2 protein-coding genes and 1 pseudogene are annotated in these 1,620 nt (G+C 73.8%); 1 reads left to right on the top strand and 2 read right to left on the bottom strand.

Annotated elements, in window-relative coordinates; translation table 11 throughout:
* Positions 1–776: CAP domain-containing protein (locus tag IH13_RS0100120; protein WP_031079882.1), on the top strand; the 776-nt coding region annotated here is incomplete at its 5' end.
* A gap of 155 nt (positions 777–931) precedes the next feature.
* Here IH13_RS0100120 and IH13_RS0100115 read toward each other — a convergent pair.
* Entirely contained in the window at positions 932–1,273 is a 342-nt protein-coding gene (locus IH13_RS0100115) for a hypothetical protein (protein WP_031079881.1), read from the bottom strand.
* A 40-nt stretch (positions 1,274–1,313) separates the two neighbouring features.
* A pseudogene (locus tag IH13_RS0100110) lies at positions 1,314–1,620 on the bottom strand (cytochrome ubiquinol oxidase subunit I); the annotation flags it as partial.

Genomic DNA, 1,620 nt, shown 5'->3' with positions numbered 1-1,620 from the left:
CCTCCGGCCCGGGGCGGGCCGAGCGGCGCCGGGGCCGGGCGCGCAGGCGCCGCCGGAGCACGGTGGTGGCCGCGCTGGTGGCGGTCGGCACGCTGGGCGGTGGCGGGACGGCGGTGCACCTCTACACGGACGACGCGGACGAGGGGCCGGCCACGGCTGTCGAGTCCCTCACCGGCCCTGCCGACGCGGTGGCCCCGCCGCCCGTTTCCGCTTCTCCCGCCTCCCCGTCGGCCGAGCCCTCGCCGTCCGCCACATCCGCCTCTCCGTCGCCGAACGCGTCCGCGTCGAGGTCCCGCAGCGCCTCCCCCTCGCCGGAGGAGGCCCCCGCCCGGCGTCCGCCGTCCGCCGAGCCCTCGCCGGTACCGGCGTCCGAGCCCACGAAGCAGGCCCCCGCATCGGCGGCCGAACAGGTCACGGCGCTGGTGAACGCCGAGCGGGCGAAGGAGGGCTGCGGGCCGGTGAGCGGTAACGGCCTTCTGGACACCGCCGCTTCCACGCACTCGGCGGACATGGTGGAGCAGGACTACTTCTCGCACACCGCGCCGGACGGCACGGACCCCGGGGACCGCATCACCGCCGCCGGGTACCGCTGGAGCACGTACGGGGAGAACATCGCCAAGGGCCAGGCGACGCCGGCGGCGGTGATGGAGGCCTGGATGAACAGCCCCGGCCACCGCGCCAACATCCTCAACTGCGCGTTCAAGGAGATCGGGGTCGGCAGACAGGACTCCTCCGGCGGCCCGGTCTGGACCCAGAACTTCGGGGCCGCACTCTGACCTGCCGGACCGCGGGGCCCTCGCGTACGGGGCGGGAAGGTGCCGGACGGCCTGGCCGGGGCAGCCGCCCGAGGTTAGGCCGTCCCGCCCGGTACGCGGTCGACCACGGCGCCCCGGGGCGCCCCGGACGGTCTCCGAGCGCCCCGGGGCGTGGGTCAGCGGCTGATCAGGGTGAAGGCGGTGCAGGTGCCGCTCACCGCTCCGACGGTGAGGACGGAGGCCGCGACGCAGCGGGCCCTGAGCCGTTCGTAGCGCTCGGTGTACTCGCCCCGTAGTTCGACGGCGCGGTCGGCGATCCTGGTGAGCGTCTCCCGGCAGAGTTCCACCCGGTCCTTGACGTAGACGCGTTCGATGTCCTCGCGCTGTGCGGTGGTGAGCCAGGGCAGCTGCTCGGTGAAGCGACCCGCTCGGCGGCGGGCCTCCTCGACCTCGGCGTTCCAGAGCAGGTAGCCCTCCACCTGGGCCAGGCCGCGGGCGTTCTCCTCGTCGGGTTTCACGCAGTCCTCCTCTCCTGGGTCCGTCGTCCCGGCCGGCGGCTCACTCCTGCTTGTCCCCGGGTGCCACCGTCACGGACGTGTGCGGGCGGGTGGCCGCGTCGTCGAGCGCGCGGATCGAGGGGTAGTGCAGGTCGAACGCGGGCGATTCCGAGCGGATGCGCGGCAGGGTGAGGAAGTTGTGCCGCGGGGGCGGACACGAGGTCGCCCATTCGAGCGACCGGCCGAAGCCCCAGGGGTCGTCCACCTCGACCTTCTTGCCGTACTTGCCGGTCTTCCACACGTTGTACAGGAAGGGCAGCATCGACAGCCCGAGGAGGAAAGAGGAGATCGAGGAGACCGTGTTCAGG

Origin of the sequence: Streptomyces sp. NRRL WC-3549, assembly GCF_000721935.1 — a bacterium.
GTDB lineage: Bacteria > Actinomycetota > Actinomycetes > Streptomycetales > Streptomycetaceae > Streptomyces.
This window is presented reverse-complemented; position numbering and strand designations above follow the sequence as displayed.